General features: G+C 71.4%; 18 protein-coding genes. 7 read left to right on the top strand and 11 right to left on the bottom strand.

What is annotated here, in order from left to right; translation table 11 throughout:
- The first annotated feature begins 11 nt into the window (after positions 1-11).
- Complete coding sequence (locus J7E89_RS19795) at positions 12-677, top strand: O-methyltransferase (RefSeq protein WP_214975309.1); 666 nt, start codon at positions 12-14, stop codon at positions 675-677.
- Positions 678-764: 87 nt separating this feature from the next.
- Here the strand turns inward: J7E89_RS19795 and J7E89_RS19790 are convergent, their stop codons facing one another.
- Positions 765-932: a DUF3117 domain-containing protein gene (locus tag J7E89_RS19790; RefSeq protein WP_003966491.1), complete on the bottom strand. Its 168-nt coding sequence runs from the start codon at positions 930-932 to the stop codon at positions 765-767.
- Positions 933-1,246: 314 nt separating this feature from the next.
- Between J7E89_RS19790 and J7E89_RS19785 the strand changes: the two genes are divergently transcribed.
- A complete protein-coding gene (locus J7E89_RS19785) occupies positions 1,247-2,047 on the top strand; it encodes an enoyl-CoA hydratase-related protein (RefSeq protein ID WP_214975307.1) in 801 nt (266 codons plus the stop codon).
- Between the two features lie 27 nt (positions 2,048-2,074).
- On the opposite strand, the gene J7E89_RS19780 is transcribed toward J7E89_RS19785, so the two are convergent.
- Both J7E89_RS19780 and J7E89_RS19775 read right to left on the bottom strand, forming a co-directional pair.
- On the bottom strand, positions 2,075-2,668 hold the full coding sequence (locus J7E89_RS19780) for a DNA-3-methyladenine glycosylase I (RefSeq protein WP_214975305.1): 594 nt from the start codon (positions 2,666-2,668) through the stop codon (positions 2,075-2,077).
- Entirely contained in the window at positions 2,665-3,045 is a 381-nt protein-coding gene (locus J7E89_RS19775) for a DivIVA domain-containing protein (RefSeq protein ID WP_214975303.1), read from the bottom strand. Before J7E89_RS19775 ends, J7E89_RS19780 begins: the two co-directional genes overlap by 4 nt.
- Positions 3,046-3,150: 105 nt before the next feature.
- On the opposite strand from J7E89_RS19775, the gene folP reads away from it, so the two are divergent.
- On the top strand, positions 3,151-4,011 hold the full coding sequence (gene folP / locus J7E89_RS19770; RefSeq protein ID WP_214975301.1) for a dihydropteroate synthase: 861 nt from the start codon (positions 3,151-3,153) through the stop codon (positions 4,009-4,011).
- Between the two features lie 127 nt (positions 4,012-4,138).
- Here folP and J7E89_RS19765 read toward each other — a convergent pair whose 3' ends face one another.
- Positions 4,139-4,888 carry a TIGR00730 family Rossman fold protein gene (locus J7E89_RS19765; protein ID WP_214975299.1) on the bottom strand — a complete coding sequence of 250 codons (750 nt, stop codon included), beginning with the start codon at positions 4,886-4,888 and terminating at the stop codon, positions 4,139-4,141.
- A 68-nt stretch (positions 4,889-4,956) separates the two neighbouring features.
- Entirely contained in the window at positions 4,957-6,036 is a 1,080-nt protein-coding gene (dapE, locus tag J7E89_RS19760; protein ID WP_214975297.1) for a succinyl-diaminopimelate desuccinylase, read from the bottom strand.
- Positions 6,037-6,122: 86 nt separating this feature from the next.
- On the opposite strand from dapE, the gene J7E89_RS19755 reads away from it, so the two are divergent.
- A complete protein-coding gene (locus J7E89_RS19755) occupies positions 6,123-7,103 on the top strand; it encodes a heavy metal transporter (RefSeq protein ID WP_308315533.1) in 981 nt (326 codons plus the stop codon).
- 296 nt (positions 7,104-7,399) lie between these two features.
- A complete protein-coding gene (locus tag J7E89_RS19750; RefSeq protein ID WP_214975295.1) occupies positions 7,400-7,849 on the top strand; it encodes an ATP-binding protein in 450 nt (149 codons plus the stop codon).
- Positions 7,850-7,918: 69 nt separating this feature from the next.
- On the opposite strand, the gene J7E89_RS19745 is transcribed toward J7E89_RS19750, so the two are convergent.
- Positions 7,919-9,019, bottom strand: a complete 1,101-nt coding sequence (locus J7E89_RS19745; protein ID WP_214975294.1) for a bifunctional succinyldiaminopimelate transaminase/glutamate-prephenate aminotransferase — start codon at positions 9,017-9,019, stop codon at positions 7,919-7,921.
- 111 nt (positions 9,020-9,130) lie between these two features.
- Positions 9,131-9,451, bottom strand: a complete 321-nt coding sequence (gene fdxA / locus J7E89_RS19740) for a ferredoxin (RefSeq protein ID WP_018089397.1) — start codon at positions 9,449-9,451, stop codon at positions 9,131-9,133.
- Positions 9,452-9,592: 141 nt separating this feature from the next.
- Between fdxA and J7E89_RS19735 the strand changes: the two genes are divergently transcribed.
- Together J7E89_RS19735 and J7E89_RS19730 are read left to right on the top strand one after the other, a co-directional pair.
- Positions 9,593-10,588 carry a GNAT family N-acetyltransferase gene (locus J7E89_RS19735; RefSeq protein ID WP_214975293.1) on the top strand — a complete coding sequence of 332 codons (996 nt, stop codon included), beginning with the start codon at positions 9,593-9,595 and terminating at the stop codon, positions 10,586-10,588.
- 17 nt (positions 10,589-10,605) lie between these two features.
- Complete coding sequence (locus tag J7E89_RS19730) at positions 10,606-11,439, top strand: transglutaminase-like domain-containing protein (RefSeq protein WP_214975292.1); 834 nt, start codon at positions 10,606-10,608, stop codon at positions 11,437-11,439.
- 489 nt (positions 11,440-11,928) lie between these two features.
- Here the strand turns inward: J7E89_RS19730 and J7E89_RS19725 are convergent, their stop codons facing one another.
- From J7E89_RS19725 to J7E89_RS19710, 4 genes are all read right to left on the bottom strand, one after another.
- Positions 11,929-13,950, bottom strand: a complete 2,022-nt coding sequence (locus J7E89_RS19725) for a hypothetical protein (protein ID WP_214975291.1) — start codon at positions 13,948-13,950, stop codon at positions 11,929-11,931.
- A 167-nt stretch (positions 13,951-14,117) separates the two neighbouring features.
- The gene (locus tag J7E89_RS19720; RefSeq protein ID WP_214975290.1) at positions 14,118-14,492 is read right to left on the bottom strand and encodes a DUF6113 family protein; all 375 of its coding nucleotides are present in this window, start codon (positions 14,490-14,492) and stop codon (positions 14,118-14,120) included.
- Entirely contained in the window at positions 14,489-15,397 is a 909-nt protein-coding gene (mshB, locus tag J7E89_RS19715) for an N-acetyl-1-D-myo-inositol-2-amino-2-deoxy-alpha-D-glucopyranoside deacetylase (protein ID WP_214975289.1), read from the bottom strand. The genes J7E89_RS19720 and mshB overlap by 4 nt, the downstream gene beginning before the upstream one ends.
- 23 nt (positions 15,398-15,420) lie before the next feature.
- Positions 15,421-15,615 carry a hypothetical protein gene (locus J7E89_RS19710; RefSeq protein WP_138896464.1) on the bottom strand — a complete coding sequence of 65 codons (195 nt, stop codon included), beginning with the start codon at positions 15,613-15,615 and terminating at the stop codon, positions 15,421-15,423.
- Between the last annotated feature and the right edge of the window lie 87 nt (positions 15,616-15,702).

Below are 15,702 nucleotides of genomic sequence, written 5' to 3'. Positions count from 1 at the left end.
TACAGTCACGGGTGCGCCAACTACGGGGACAGGAGAGGGCCATTACCGCCAACCGGCAGACGAACTGGGCGTTCGCCGACGCCTATGTCGCCGAGGACGAAGCCCTGCACTGGGCGCGTGATCGGGCCCGGGAGGCAGGACTCCGCCCGGTGTCACCGGGAACCGGTGCCGCGCTGCGGCTTCTCGCTGCCACCGCGGACGCCAAGGCGGTGGCCGAAATCGGTACGGGTACGGGCGTTTCCGGCATCTATCTGCTCAGCGGGATGCGGCCCGACGGCGTACTCACCACGGTGGACCCGGAACCGGAGTGGCAGCAGTTCGCCCGTGAGGCGTTCCGAGCGGCCGGCTACGCCGCGAATCGCGCGCGCTTCATCCCCGGGAACGCCCTGGACGTACTCCCCCGCCTCGCCGACGGCGGGTACGACATCGTCTTCTGCGACGGCGACCGTCTCGAGTACATGGACTACCTCGCTGAATCGTTGCGCCTTCTGAAGCCCGGCGGAATCGTCGTGTTCGAGGGCGTTTTCGCCGACGGCCGCACGGTCGACTCCGCGGCGCAGCCGCCGGAGGTCCTGCGCCTGCGCGAGCTGCTGCGCGAGGTGCGCGAGAGCCACCGGCTCGTCCCTACGCTGCTCCCGGTGGGCGACGGCCTGCTCTGCGGAGTACGCCGCAGCTGACCGGGGCCGGCAGACCCCCCCGCACATAGCACTGCCCCGGCACGCTTGCGGCGTACCGGGGCAGTGAAAAGTTTGGGCGCTTCCGCGTCAGCCGACGACCTTCTTCAGAGCGTCGCCGAGCGCATCGGCCTCATCCGGAGTCAGCTCGACGACAAGTCGTCCGCCGCCTTCGAGCGGAACGCGCATGACGATGCCCCGCCCCTCCTTGGTCACCTCGAGCGGGCCGTCGCCCGTTCGCGGCTTCATGGCCGCCATGCTCGTTCCCCTTCCTGAAACCAGCTCATCGCAGCCGGCGGCCCCGTGTCGGGCAGCTGTGTCACCGGCATCGAACACATTGCTTCCAGGTCATTATCCCGCATGGCGGACCCCAATGACCAACATCGCTCGGCATCGCTTGTGCAACGCGCTCTCTCAAAACCACTCAATTCGGCGGTCAGCCTGCGATACTTCGCCGCCGCCGGGCCCCCACCGACCTCACATCGTTAGACGCAGGTCACATGTGCAGCCCCGGTGATCTCCGCCATGCTGGGCACAACATGCCTGCCCAAGCCGCAAAAGGGGACCCATCAATGGCCGACACCGTGCTCTACGAGGTGACCGACGGACTCGCGACGATCACGATCAATCGTCCCGACGCCATGAACGCCATGAACACCGAGGCAAAGGTCGCCCTGAGAGACGCGGTGCAGGCCGCGGCGGCCGACCCGGCGGTACGGGCGGTCCTGCTGACCGCCACCGGCCGGGCGTTCTGCGTGGGCCAGGACCTCAAGGAGCACATCTCCTCGCTCGCCGCCGACCGCGAGTCGGGCTCCGGCCAGACCATGAGCACGGTGCGCGAGCACTACAACCCCATCGTGCGGGCCCTGACCGAGATGCCGAAGCCCGTCGTCGCCGGGGTCAACGGTGTCGCCGCGGGCGCCGGTGCGGGCTTCGCGTTCGCCGCCGACTACCGGGTCGTCGCCGACACGGCCGCCTTCAACACGTCCTTCGCCGGGGTCGCGCTGACCGCCGACTCGGGGGTCTCGTGGACGCTGCCGCGCCTGATCGGCCAGAGCCGCGCCGCCGACCTGCTGCTTTTCCCGCGCTCGATCTCCGCACAGGAGGCGTTCGACCTGGGCATCGCCAACAAGCTGGTGCCCGCCGCCGACCTGGCCGCCGAGGCCGCGGCCGTCGCCCGCACGCTGGCCGCCGGCCCCACACTTGCGTACGCCGCCCTGAAGGAGTCCCTGGCGTACGGCGCGGGCCACACCCTCGGCGAGACCCTCGAAAAGGAGGACGAACTGCAGGCGAAGGCGGGCGCGTCGCAGGACCACACCATCGCGGTGCAGGCGTTCATCGCGAAGGAGAAGCCGCAGTACGTCGGCCGGTGACAGCCCGGTGACAGCACGCCGGTCCCGCTAGGCCCGCGCCGCCCCGCCGCGCGCCACGCACTGTGCGAGGTGGTCGTCGACGAGACCGCACGCCTGCATCAGCGCGTACGCCGTCGTCGGGCCGACGAAACGTATGCCGCGCTTCTTGAGCGCCTTGGACAGCGCGACGGACTCCGGAATGATCGCGGGAACGTCCGAGATCGTCCGCGGGGCCGGGCGCGTCGCGGGGTCCGGGGCGTACGACCAGATCAGGGTGTCCAGCTCGCCGGCCTGCCAGCCGGCGAGCGTCCTGGCATTGGCGAGGGTCGCCTCGATCTTGGCGCGGTTGCGGATGATCCCGGGGTCGGCGAGCAGGCGCGCGGCGTCCTCGTCGGTGAAGCTCGCCACCGATGCGATCTTGAAACCGGCGAAGGCGGTACGGAAACCCTCGCGCCGGCGCAGGATCGTCAGCCAGGACAGACCGGACTGGAAAGCCTCCAGGCAGAGGCGTTCGTACAGCGCGTCGTCGCCGTGGACCGGGCGGCCCCACTCCTCGTCGTGGTACGCGACGTATTCCTTGGTGGACAGGCCCCACGGGCAGCGCAGGCCGCCGTCCGGGCCCGGATCGACTCCGCCGATCATGACTGCGGCCCCTCGTCCGGCTCGTTTCTGAGGCGGTCGTCCTTGAAGAGGTCCGCGCCGCCGACCGCCCTGGCCTGGACACCGGCCAGCGCGGCCTCCAGCTCGGCGATCCGCGCGTCCCGCCAGGCCAGCTCGGCGCCGAGGCGGCCGAGCACGTCGTCGACGTCGGCCATCCGGTAGCCGCGGGGGGCCTGCGGCAGGCGCAGCGCCTCGACGTCGGCGCGGCCCACCGGGCGCGTCGCGGGCAGCGGGTCCACCAGGCGTTCGGGCACCGCTTCGGGCAGCACCCCGCCGCTGTCGCCGCCGCCTCCGCCGACCACAGCGAGGGTGACCGCGGCGACCACGACCACCATCGCCACAACCAAGAACAAGAACACGAGGTCTCCCCGGGGCACGCGCAAAGCGGAAACTGTCCAGTCCCGATCGTGCCATGCGGCACTGACAGTTAAGGTCGCAGGCGACCGACGCGAGGAGGAAACACGGTGCTCAGGCTGGGACAGCGCGAGTTCGGAGCGCACGAGCCGGTGATCATGGCAATCGTGAACCGGACCCCGGATTCGTTCTACGACCAGGGGGCGACGTTCCACGACGAGCCCGCGCTCGCCCGCGTCGAGCAGGCGGTGTCGGAGGGGGCCGCCATCATCGACATCGGCGGCGTGAAAGCCGGGCCGGGCGAAGAAGTGAGCGCCGCCGAGGAAGCGCGGCGCACGGTCGGTTTCGTGGCCGAGGTGCGCCGGCGGCACCCGGACGTGGTGATCAGCGTCGACACGTGGCGGCACGAGGTGGGTGAGGCGGTCTGCGAGGTGGGGGCGGACCTGCTGAACGACGCGTGGGGCGGCGTCGATCCCCGGCTGGCGGAGGTCGCGGCCCGTTATGACGTGGGCCTGGTGTGTACGCACGCGGGCGGCGCGGAGCCGCGGACGCGGCCGCACCGGGTCACGTACGAGGACGTGATGGCGGACATCCTCGACGTGACCGTCGGGCTGGCGGAGCGGGCGGAGAAGCTGGGCGTACGGCGCGACGCGATCCTGATCGACCCGGGACACGACTTCGGCAAGAACACCCGGCACAGCCTTGAGGCGACGCGGCGGCTGGGCGAGATGGTGGCGACGGGCCGCCCTGTCCTGGTCTCGCTGTCCAACAAGGACTTCGTCGGCGAGACGCTTGACCGGCCGGTCAAAGAGCGGGTGGTGGGGACGCTCGCGACGACGGCGGTTTCGGCGTGGCTGGGGGCGCAGGTCTATCGGGTGCACGAGGTTGCGGAGACGCGGCAGGTGCTGGACATGGTGGCGTCGATTGCGGGCCACCGGGCCCCGGCGGTGGCGCGGCGGGGGCTGGCCTGAGCCGCCCCGCCCCTTCCCGGCTGTGACATTTTTGCGGCTCCGCCGCGTGGGGGCGCCCGCCCCGGACCCCGCTCCTCAAACGCCGGCGGGGCTGAGAGCGCCCGCGCAGCGGCAAGGGCCCGCAGTGCTACCTCTCCGACTCCTTCGAGACCAGCGCCACCGCTTCGTCCACGCTGTCCGTCACGTGGAACAGCAGCAGATCCCGCTCCGACGCCTTCCCCTGCGCGATCACCGTGTCGCGCAGCCAGTCCACCAACCCGCCCCAGTACGCCGTACCGAAGAGCACGATCGGGAAGCGCGTGACCTTGCGGGTCTGGACCAGCGTCAGGGCCTCGAAGAGCTCGTCCAGCGTGCCGAGTCCGCCCGGCAGGACCACGAAGCCGTGCGCGTACTTCACAAACATGATTTTTCGGACGAAGAAGTAGCGGAAGTTCACGCCGATGTCGACGTGCGGGTTGATGCCCTGCTCGAAGGGCAGCTCGATCCCGAGCCCGACCGAGATGCCCCTCGCATCCCGCGCCCCCTTGTTCGCCGCCTCCATCGCGCCCGGACCACCGCCCGTGATCACCGCGAACCCGGCTTCGGCCAGCCCCCTGCCGAGTTCCACGCCCGCTTCGTAGTCGGGCGTGCCGGGCCGCGTGCGCGCCGAGCCGAAGACGCTGATGGCGGGCGGCAGTTCGGCGAGGGCGCCGAAACCGTCCACCAGCTCCGCCTGCATCCGCATGACCCGCCACGGGTCCGTGTGCACCCAGCTGGTATCGCCGTTGGAGTCCAGCAGCCGCTGGTCGGTCGTGCCCGGCTGGATCTGGTCGCCGCGGCGCACCACAGGCCCCAGACGCTGCTCTTCCGGTACCCGCTCCTCTTCAGGAATCGCCATGCCGTACTCCCTCCGTGCCGAACATTGTCCGGACAGCGTAGGTCCACACACGTGACGAACAGTGAAATTCAGGCAGTCAGCCAGGCGCGAAGTCGCTCCTCGCAGTGCGTGATTCGCTCGACGGCCACGTGCTCGTCCCGCTTGTGCGCGAGAAGCGGGTTCCCCGGACCGTAATTGACCGCCGGAACCCCGACCGCGCTGAAGCGCGAGACGTCGGTCCAGCCGAACTTGGGCTGCGCGGTGCCGCCCACCGCCGCCATGAACGCCGCGGCGGCCGGATGCGAAAGGCCGGGCAGAGCGGCCCCGGAGTGGTCGTCCACGACGAACTCCGCGATGTCGCAGCCCGCGAAGACCTCGCGTACGTGCGCGAGCGCCTGGGCCTCGCTGCGGTCCGGCGCGTAACGGAAGTTGACCGTCACCGTGCACGCGTCGGGGATGACGTTGCCCGCGACACCGCCCTCGATCGCGACGGCGTTGAGACCCTCGCGGTACTCCAGGCCGTCGATCACGGGCCGCCGAGGCTCGTACGCCGCCAGGCGGGCCAGGATCGGCGCCGCCGTGTGAATGGCGTTGGAGCCCATCCAGCTTCGCGCCGAGTGCGCCCGCTCCCCCACCGTCCGCAGCAGCACCCGCAGCGTGCCCTGGCAGCCTCCCTCGACCTGCCCGTCGGACGGTTCGAGGAGTACGGCGAAGTCGCCCGTCAGCCAGTCGGGATGGGCATCGGCGATGTGCCCGAGGCCGTTCAGGTGCGCGGCGACCTCTTCGTTGTCGTAGAAGACGAAGGTCAGGTCCCGGTTGGGTTCGGGGACGGTCGCGGCGATACGCAGCTGAACGGCGACCCCGGACTTCATGTCGCTCGTACCGCAGCCCCACAGGATGCCGTTCTCGTCGAGCCTGGACGGCACGTTGTCGGCGATCGGGACGGTGTCGATGTGCCCGGCCAGCACGACTCGCTCGGCGCGCCCCAGGTTCGTACGGGCCACCACGTTGTTGCCGTACCGGTCGACGGTGAGGTGCGGCAGTGCGCGCAGCGCCTCTTCGACGGCGTCGGCGAGGGCCTTCTCGCTGCCGCTCACCGACGGGAAGTCGATGAGCCGGGCGGTCAGCGCGGGGGCGTCCTGGAAGAGGTCAAGCGGTGTTTCGGCCATGCCCACGAGCCTAACCGTCCCCGGCCGGAAGGCGACGGGGTCGTCCCCCCGGCAGGCCGGGAACGGCCTCCAGTACCTTAGGCAGCGTGCCTGAGTCCACCTCTTCCGTAACTCGCGGCCGCCCCCTGCGCATCGCGGCGGGTGTCGCCGTGCTGCTCGCGCTGGCCGGGTATCTGGTGGCGCAGTACGTGACCGGCGGCGGGGGCGCACCGCGCTGCACCGTGCGCTCCGCCGAGGGCGACGGGACGACGTACGAGCTCAGCCCCGAGCAGGCGGTCAACGCCGCGAAGATCTCCGCTGTCGGCACGTCGCGCGGGCTGCCGGAGCGGGCAGTGACGATCGCGCTCGCGACCGCGCTCCAGGAGTCGGCGCTGCGCAACATCAAGTACGGCGACCGCGACTCGCTCGGCCTTTTCCAGCAGCGTCCCTCGCAGGGCTGGGGCACGCCGAAGCAGATCCTCGATCCCGGTTACTCGTCCGAGAAGTTCTACGAGCACCTGGAGAAGGTCCCCGGTTACTCCCGGCTGCCGCTGACCGTCGCCGCCCAGCGCGTCCAGCGCAGTGGTTTCCCGCAGGCGTACGCGAAGCACGAGCCGGACGCGGCGCTGCTGGCCGCCGCGCTCACCGGGCGGGCGCCCGCGTCGCTGACCTGCTCGGCGCCGCGCGACGCGCAGCCGGGGAAGCCGGACGACGTACGGGCCGCGCTGATACGGGACTTCGGGCCCGATGTACTGCCCAAGGCCCAGGCCGCCGGATCCCAGGACGAAACGGGCACGGCAGGCGCAGCCGGTGCAAGCGCGAAGCTCGGCAGCACCCCGGCCGCCGCGACCGTGACCGTGCCCGTACCCGCCGCGCAGGCAGCGACGTCCGGCAGCACCGCCGGCGACCGGCGCGGCTGGGAGCTGGCGCACTGGGCCGTCGCCCACGCCGCCGAGCTCCACATCGAAGAGGTCGCCTACGCCGGCCGCGTGTGGGCCACCGGCGATTCAGGTGATTCCGGACAGCCATGGCAGTCCGGAAACGCGCAGAACGGCTCCGCAGAGGTGCGGATCACCACCGCGCAATAGTGCGGACGATCACCCGAAAGCGGTAAGCGGACCCCGCCGCACCATGGTTGCGCACACGCCTGCGGACCCTCACCCCTCCGTTCCCCAATTCCCCGGAGAACAAAGGGATCCGAGCCTCCGGCACCCCTTCCCGGTACGGGCCATTTGCCCGGGTTCATCCGGAGCCGATAATGCGACGCATTGCAAACTCTTTACCTTGGCGCGCCGCAACCTCTCCCACCCCTTCAGCGGTTGTCATGGCGTCTGATCGTCGGACAGACCGTCTCCATCAACGTCTCTCCCGCCTAAGGAGCACCATGTCTCTCCCCCTGACCCGCCGGATCGCCCGCGCCGCACTGCTTGTCGCGGCCGGCGCAACCTCCGTGGTCGGTGCCGCCGGCGCCGCGAGCGCCGCTGACCTTCCCACCGCCGCCCCGAACCTGGGCGGCCTGACCGCCCTGGACGGCGCCGGTCTCGGCGACTCCGTCGACAGCGCGGCACAGAAGGGCTCCAAGGCAGCGGGTGACACGGGCAGCAAGGCCGTCAAGAAGGCTGTCCCGGCCGTAGGCAAGACCGTCGGCAAGGCCGGCAAGACCGCCACCCCCGTCGCGCAGAAGGCTGCCGGTGACGTCGCCGGAAGCGTCGGTGAGGTCCTCGGCGACACCACCAAGACCGCGGCCGGTGGCGGCCTGCCCACGGACGCCCTGCCCGCCGGCGGCAGCCTGCCGACCGGCTCCCTGCCCAGCACGGGCCTGCCGCTCGGCTAGTCCGTACGCACGCAGGAGGGGCCCCGGGGAGTTCGTACCCCCCGGGGCCCCTTCCGCGTACACCGCCCGTCAGCCGCCGAGGCGCTTGACCGCCGCCGCGACGCGCTCGTCGGTGGCCGTGAACGCCATCCGTACGAAACGGCCTCCGGCGGGCCCGTAGAAGTCGCCCGGGGCCACCAGGACGCCCAGCTCCGCCAGGTAGGCCACCGTGTCCCAGCACGGCTCGTCACGCGTCGCCCAGAGGTACAGGCTCGCCTCGCTGTGCTCGATCCGGAAGCCGTGGGCCTCCAGCGCCCCGCGCAGCGCCGCCCGCCGGGCCGCGTACCGCTCCCGCTGCTCCGCCACGTGCGTGTCGTCGCCGAGCGCCGCGACCGTCGCCGCCTGGACGGGCGCCGGCGTCATCATGCCGCCGTGCTTGCGGATCTCCAGCAGGTCGCCGAGGACGTTCGCGTCACCCGCCAGGAACGCCGCTCGGTACCCGGCCAGGTTGGAACGCTTGGAGAGCGAGTGGACGGCGACGAGGCCCTCGAACGTACCGCCGCACACATCCGGGTGCAGTACAGAGACGGGCTCGGCCTCCCAGCCCAGCTCCAGGTAGCACTCGTCGCTGAACACCAGCACGCCGTGCTCGCGCGCCCACGCCACGATCCGGGTCAGCTCGTCCTTGGCCAGGACGCGGCCCGTCGGATTCGAGGGCGAGTTGAGCCAGAGCAGCTTGACGCGGGTGGGGTCGAGGTCCGCGACAGGATCGTCGTACGCGACCGGCTCGGCGCGCGCCAGCCGTGCGCCCACCTCGTACGTCGGGTAGGCGAGCCGCGGGTACGCCACCTGGTCTCCAGCGCCCAGACCCAGCTGCGTCGGCAGCCAGGCCACCAGCTCCTTCGAGCCGACGACCGGCAGGACGTTGGTGTGCGCCACACCGCGCGCGCCGAGGCGCCGCTCCACCCAGCCCGTGAGCGCGTCCCGCAGCCGGACCGTGCCCCACACCGTCGGATAGCCCGGGGAGTCCGCTGCCGCGACGAGAGCCTGCTGGATCAGCGCGGGGACCGGGTCGACGGGCGTGCCGACGGACAGGTCCACGATGCCGTCCGGGTGGGCGGCAGCGGTCGCCTTGTACGGCTCCAGCTTGTCCCAGGGGAAGGTGGGCAGACGGTCAGTGACTGCGGACACGGTGGATCGCTTTCTCGTCTATCTCTGGCTTGTCTCTGGCTCTGGAAACGCCTCGGTCCCGTACGGCGGAAAAGGCCGTACGGGACCGGGGCGGCGCACTTGCCTCGCCGCTTACTGGTTCTGCGGCGGGAGCGCTGCGATGAAGGGGTGGTCGCGCTCGATCAGACCGAGCTTGGAAGCACCACCGGGCGAGCCGAGCTCGTCGAAGAACTCGACGTTCGCCTTGTAGTAGTCCTTCCACTCCTCCGGGGTGTCGTCCTCGTAGAAGATGGCCTCGACCGGGCAGACCGGCTCACAGGCACCACAGTCGACGCATTCGTCCGGGTGGATGTACAAGGACCTGGAGCCCTCGTAGATGCAGTCGACCGGGCACTCCTCGATGCACGCCTTGTCCTTGACGTCGACACAAGGCTGCGCGATGACGTAGGTCACGCTGTCGTTCCTCCTCGATAGGGCGCGGCGGGCCGATCTGCGGCTCCGTCCACGTGGCGCGCGGGAGCGCGGCGTCGTCGATGCCCGCCTCTAGTATCTCCGTTCCCGGGCACGATCCGAACAGGAGGGGCGGGCAGAACTGTGGAATTCACTACCGGCGGACGACTCGAGGTCCGTATTTCGCCTGATGACGTGGGCAAACGTGTATCAGTCAGGCGCCTGGACGAAGCCGGAGTGCCGGGGGCGAGGTTCACTGACACGGTTGGTGTTCTCACCTCCTGGAACAGCGGTGTGCTGACGATCACACGCCGCGACGGCGAGTCCGTCCACATCGCGGAATCCGCCCTGGTCGCGGGCAAGGTCGTGCCGTCCGCCCCGGCCCGCCGACGCGGTCCCGCCGCGACCTTCGAGGAGCTCGCGCGGGTCTGCGCACGCGCCTGGCAGCCCGTCGAGAGCGAGCCGCTCGGCGAGTGGCTGCTGCGCGCCGCCCAAGGCTTCACGCGGCGCGCCAACTCGGCGCTGACGCTCGGTGATCCCGGGATGCCCGTCGGAGCGGCGCTGGAGCGCGTACGGGAGTGGTACGCGGCCCGCGGGCTTCCCGCGTACGTCCAGGTCTCCACCGGGGCCGAGGGCACTCAGGAACGTCTCGCCGCGGAGCTGGAGCAGCTCGGGTGGACGCGCGAAGTCACCGCCGAGGTACGGATCGCCGCGCTCGCACCGATCGCGGATCTGGACGCGGACGTCTCCCGGGTGCGGCTGGAGCGGGCCTGCGACGCGGGCTGGCTCGCGCGGTACCAAAGGTTCCAGGAGCCGGGGGCGCACGTGCTCAAGGTCCTGGAGAGCGGGCCCTCGGTGTGGTTCGCGTCCGTCCCCGGCGAAGGTGAGGTGCCCGCCGCGATCGGGCGGTGCGTGGTCGACGGGCGGTGGGCCGGGTTCATGGCCGTCGAGGTCGATCCGGCGTACCGGCGGCAGGGGATCGCCAGTGCGGTGATGACGGCGCTGGCGCGGCGCGCGCTGTACGAGGGCGCGTCGGCCGCGTGGCTCCAGGTCGAGGCCGACAACGACGGCGCGCGGGCGCTGTACGACGGCATGGGCTTCGCCACTCACCACAGCTACTCCCACTTCCGACCGGCCTAGGCGGGTACAAAGCGCGTATGGGACGACCCACCGAACACGAACTGCGTCAGCGGTTCGCAGAGCAGGCCCGCGCCGAGCGGCCGGACCTCGCGCTGTTGTGCCTGCTCGTGGGCGCGGAGGCGGATGCTTCGCTGGACGAGGCCGGGATGGACGCGGCCGAGATCGAACTCGACCGGCTGGCGGGCCTGCTGCCGTTTCGCCCCGGCGGGGCGCGGGGATGGGCGTCGGCCGTCTCCGAACTGCTGGGGGCGCGGTGCGGGTTCGGGGGGACGCCGGGGGATTACCAGCGGCTGGAGTCCTCGCTGCTGCACGAGGTGCTGCGGCGGCGGCGCGGGCTGCCGATTCTGTTGTCGGTGGTGTGGATCGAGGTGGCCCGGCGGGCGGGTGCGCCGGTGTACGGGGTCGCTCTGCCGGGGCACTTCGTCGTGGGCTTCGGCTCCCGGGAGGAGCAGGTGCTGGTCGACCCGTTCGACGGGGGGCGGCTGCTGACCGGGGCGGACGCGGAGCTGCTGGTGGCGGGGGCGACGGGGGAACCGCTGGATCCCTCAATGCTGGCGCCGGCCGATCCGCTGGAGATCGTGCTGCGGATCCTGAACAACATCCGGGCGTGGGCGTCGGCCCGCCCGGAGCGTACGGACGTCCAGCTGTGGGCGGTGGAGCTGTCCCTGCTGCTGCCGTCGCATGCGGCGCGGCTGCGGTTCGAGCGGGCGCAGTTGCTGGTGCAGCGGGGGGATTTCCTGGGCGGAGCGGCGGAGATGGAGGCGTACGCGGACGTGGTGGCGGCGGTGGACCCCACGTCGGCGGAGACGATCCGCCGGCGGGCGCGGGCGGCTCGGGCACGGCTCAACTGAGCCCCCGGTTCTGGTGCCGGGGGGCGTGCCGCCGCTTCCGGGGGCCGGTGTCTGGTGCCGGGAGGTGCCGCTCCGGCGGCGGTGTCTGGTGCCGGGGGCGTGCCGCTCCGGGGGCGGTGTTCGGGACTGCATGATTCAGCCGCCCAGCAGCGCCCTTTGTACGAAGTCCACTCCCTGCGCACAAATCACGCTCTACGTCCCGAACACCACCCCCTGCGCGACCCGCCCCCTCCCGCCGGTGGGCGAGTGCGAGTTGTTCCCGGTCGAGGCCGCCAAGGCCACCCGGCCACCAGTGGTCCGGCTGCGTTTTGTGACCGCACCCCGTGACGGCGGGAGGGGGTCGGGACCGTGGGGAGCGGTGTCCGGGACGTAAAGCGTGATGTGTGGGCAGGACGCCGGGGATGCTTTCGGGCCCCCCGCGTCGCGCCTAAATCGTGCAGTCCCGAATGCCGTTCCCGTAGGGCCCGGCACCCGGAACCATCACCACTGTCAGCTCGGGTTGAGGCTGATCTCCTGGACGCGCTCCGCCGGGGTCTTGCCCACCAGTGCCGTCCGCATGGCGAAAGCCACGTCGTCCACGGTGACCGGGTGCTTCTTGCCGTCGCCCTTGGTGATCTGGATGTTGTCGAACACGCCCTCCAGAAGCTGGTCGATCGCCGGCTTGTTGTAGACCTCGACCAGGCGGCCGTCGATCGGCTTCATCGAGAGGATCTTCGGCAGGGACCTGGCCGGGCCGAACTGGATCTGCTTGCCGCCCGCCTTGATCGTGACCAGGCCGGACATCGCGGGCTTCGCGAACTCCCGCATGGCCCGGTCGAGCTCGGCCTGGCCGATCGTCGGGGCCTTCGTGGCGACCGGCAGCTCCACCGTGTTCGGCTTGCCGGTTTCCACCTGGGCGCGGTACGCGTCCTTGACCCGGATCATCGAGCGGGCCACGTCGAGCTGCTTGCCCGCCTTGCCGGGTACGGCGATCGCCTTGCCGGGGACGAACTTGATCGTGCCCTCGCTGGCCGTGCCCGAGGTACCCGCCAGGTCGGCCAGCGCGACGCTCAGCTTCTCTTCGTCGACCAGGATCACCGGCTCGGCGACGCGCTCGCCGCCGAAGAGTGAGCCGATCACGGAGGCGGGGTTGTAGTCGCTGCCCGCGGCGCCGCGCACGGTTTCCTGACTGTCCAGGGAGAGACCGGCCTTTGACGGAGCGAGCTGCGTCTGCTTGCCGTCGACGGTGAGCACCAGGGGGGTGGCAGCGCTCTTGCCCAGGGCGCCCTCGAGCTTGCCGACCGCCTCCTCCTTTGTGCCGCCGCCGATGTCCACGCCGAGGACAGTGGTGCCCTTCGGTACGTCGGAGTGGTTCATCAGGAGTCCCGCGCCGTAGGCCACTCCGGCCAGGCCCACGACCGCCACGGCCACCAGGACCAGCTTCGAGCGGCCCTTCTTGGCGGGGGCGGAGGGCGAGGAGGAAGCAGGCGGCGCGGCCGGGCCCGGAGCCGGGGGCGTCGGGTCGCCCGGGTGGTGGGGCGTCAGGTCCGGTGCGAAGCGGGCGTCGGCCTGCGGCGGGGCGAACGGCGAGTGCCGGTCGGCCGGCTGGACCACGGGGATGCCGCTGGTCAGCGTGTCACCGGAGACGTTGCCGCCTGTGGGAGGACCGGCGGCGGGGTTCTGCGGGGTCAGTACCGCCGTGTCGTCGGTCATGCGCGGCGGCCCCGAGACGGGACCGGGGAACGGTGAGCTGCCGATCGTCGGGCCGGGGAAGGTGGAGCTGCCGGTGGCCGGTCCGGTGGTCGGGCCCGAGGGGCCCACGGAGCCCAAGGGGCCGACGGGACCTGAAGGGCCGGCCTGGCGCGGGCCCGCGCCGAGGCCGTTCGCGGCCGGCGCGCCGGGCGAGCTGCCGGGGCTGCGGCGCGGCAGGGGCGCGGTGGCGCCCTGGCGCTGCGGCTCTTCCGGCGTGAAGTACGGGAGGTCGGGGCGCTGCCCGCCGCCCTGCGACGGGACAGACGAAGCTGGGGCCGGTGCGGCGGGGGCGGCCGGCGGCGTGGGCCCGGCCGACGACTTCCGCGGCGCGAACCAGTCGCTGGCCGGCGGCTTGTCCTCGCCGGAGCCCGAGCCCGAGCCGGAGCCCGAACCGGATCCAGGCGCCGAGCCGGGCTCGTCCCGCAGCGCCGTCGCCGCGGTGTCCCGTGAAGGCTCGGGCGGGCGCGGCGTGCTGCCGGTGCGCTCGCCGTTCGCGGGCGAGGAGGGCGGGTCCACGTCGCCCATGGGCGTACGCATGACGACCGGCGGGATCGGCCGCGACCCGGGGATGTTGATCCGGATGCGCGTGGTCAGCGTGGTCTCGGTCCTGGGCTCGTCCGGCTCCGCCGGTCCGGCGGCTTCGGCGGTGCCCTGCGGGCCGTCCTGCCCGGGGTGCGACGACGGATACTGGCGGGATCCGTACGGCGGCGTGCCCGAGGGGTACGCGGCTCCGCCACGCCCCTGGGGGCCGGAGGACGAACTGTCAGTTTCACGACTCAAGGCAGGTTCTCCCGGTTAGCTCCGCTCGCCCGCTCTTACCTGGTACTGCGGGCGGCTCGGCGGCGCGCACCACCATACTGGCCGCCGCCGACAGGCGCCCCGCACCCTTGGCAGCCGGGTTGCGACGGCTGTGCGGGCGCGGCCGATTCACGGACTCAAGTGGTACGTCATTTGCCAAGTCGGGCGCCCACCGCGCCCGCTTGCGGCAGTTGAAGCATCGTGGCACAGATCACAGCGATGGCCATTCCGCCCAGCATGTAGGCGTACGAGACGGAGCTGCCGCCGATGAGCAGGTCACCCTCGGGGCGGCTGACGGTCAGCAGGACGATGGCCACGAGCCATCCGGCGGCGGACGCGCCGACGCCGGACCGGGTGCCCGTGGCGTGCATGCCGCCGTAGAAAAGGCCGGTCGTCGCGAGCAGCGCCAGCAGCAGGCCGCCGGGGAACCACGCCGCGTGGACGAGGACGCCCGCCGCGCCGGTGATCGCGCCGAGGAGGACGAGGAGGGCGTACGCGCCGATACGGGCCGGGGTCAGGGTCATGACGTCACTCCCGCGAAGAGGTCGGTTTCGCGGCTGCCGGCGGAACCGGCGCGGTTGCCCGGTGCCGATTCACCTCGTACCAGCTCGTAGAACTCCGTCGTGAGGACGGGCTGTCCGAGGTTGTTGGAGAGGGCGAAGAAGTCGCCCTCCACCGCGATCTGGGTGGCGTGGGCGCGCATCGCCGCGATCTTGGCCGCGGCGTACGGCGTGCCGTCGATCTCCGTGGTGATCACCGTGTCGTCGACCACTCCGGGGATGTCGTCCACGGAGCCGGTTCCGGGGAAGGTCACCGGGGCCGCGCTCAGGCGGCCGAAGCCGTCCTCGGCGTAGCTGCGCGGCACGCGGTTCCAGTAGATCTTGGCGATGGTGTGCGGCGCTCCGAGGTCCGGGCGGAACTCCGCGTCGGCCGCGAGGTCCGCCGCGCGCATCGCGACGCGGTGGGCCTGGATGTGGTCGGGGTGGCCGTAGCCGCCGTCCGGGTCGTACGTGACGAGGACCTGCGGGCGTACGGAACGGATCACCTCGACGAGGTACGCCGCCGCCTCGTCCACCGGCGTGGCCCAGAAGGCGCCTTCGCGGTGGTTCTGCGGGGCGCCCATCATTCCGGAGTCGCGGAACCGGCCGGGGCCGCCGAGGAAGCGGTGGTCGGTGACCCCCAGTTCCTTCATCGCGGCGGCCAGTTCGGCGACGCGGTGGGCGCCGAGGGTGTCGTCGCGGTCGGCGGCCAGGTGCGCGAGGGCGGGCGGGATGACCTCGCCCTCCTCGCCGAGAGTGCAGGTCACCAACGTGACCCCGGCGCCCTCGGCGGCGTACTTGGCCATGGTGGCGCCGTTGTTGATCGACTCGTCGTCGGGGTGCGCGTGCACCAGAAGCAGACGACGGCCTGGGTGGTCCTGGTCCGTCATGGGACCACCCTACGAGGCGCCGCTCAGAACTTGATGCCCCCGATCATCCCGGCCACGTTCGTGGTCAGTTCGTTGATTGTGGGGGCGATGGAAGAGCTGGCGAGATAGAAGCCGAGCAGCACGCAAACCACCGCATGTCCGGCTTTGAGACCTGATTTCCGGACCATCAGGATGACGATGATCGCCAACAGCACTACCGCCGAAATCGAGAGTGCCACGGCGGTTCACCTCCACTTACTCAGGTCGAAATCGGGCATGCGGACAGTCGCCAGCAGGTTCATACCCACCAAGCGCTACGGATCATA

Origin of the sequence: Streptomyces sp. ISL-100 (genome assembly GCF_018614615.1) — a bacterium.
Taxonomy (GTDB): Bacteria; Actinomycetota; Actinomycetes; order Streptomycetales; family Streptomycetaceae; genus Streptomyces.
This window is presented reverse-complemented; position numbering and strand designations above follow the sequence as displayed.